Origin of the sequence: Bradyrhizobium sp. BRP19, assembly GCF_020194195.1 — a bacterium.
In the GTDB taxonomy this organism is placed as follows: Bacteria; Pseudomonadota; Alphaproteobacteria; order Rhizobiales; family Xanthobacteraceae; genus Bradyrhizobium; species Bradyrhizobium yuanmingense.
The window spans coordinates 1-418 of the sequence record NZ_JADYVZ010000181.1 but is presented as its reverse complement, the minus strand read 5'-3'; the positions used below and the strand labels follow the sequence as shown (position 1 = coordinate 418).

General features: G+C 65.3%; 1 protein-coding gene. It reads left to right on the top strand.

Going from position 1 to position 418, the window contains the following annotated elements:
- Positions 1-418 (top strand): hypothetical protein (locus tag I6F36_RS39090; RefSeq protein WP_225173303.1); only part of this gene is annotated, 418 nt, incomplete at both ends.

Genomic DNA, 418 nt, shown 5'->3' with positions numbered 1-418 from the left:
GCTGGTGATGATCCTGATTCCGTTCAACAACCTGGTGCTGTATCCGGCCCTGCGCCGCTTCGGCTTCGAACCGACCGCGCTGCGCCGCATGACCGCCGGCATCGCCTTCAGTGGCCTGGCCTGGATCGTGGTGGGTGGCATCCAGGTGGTGATGGACGGCGGCAACGCCATGTCGATCTTCTGGCAGATGCTGCCGTACGCGCTGCTGACCTTCGGTGAGGTGCTGGTCTCGGCCACCGGCCTGGAGTTCGCCTACAGCCAGGCACCGCAGGCGATGAAGGGCGTGGTGATGAGCTTCTGGAACCTGACCACCACCATTGGCAACCTGTGGGTGCTGCTGTCCAACGCGGCGGTGCGCAACGACACGGTCACCCACCAGATCGCGGGCACGGGCCTGAGCGAGGCTGCGTTCCTGATG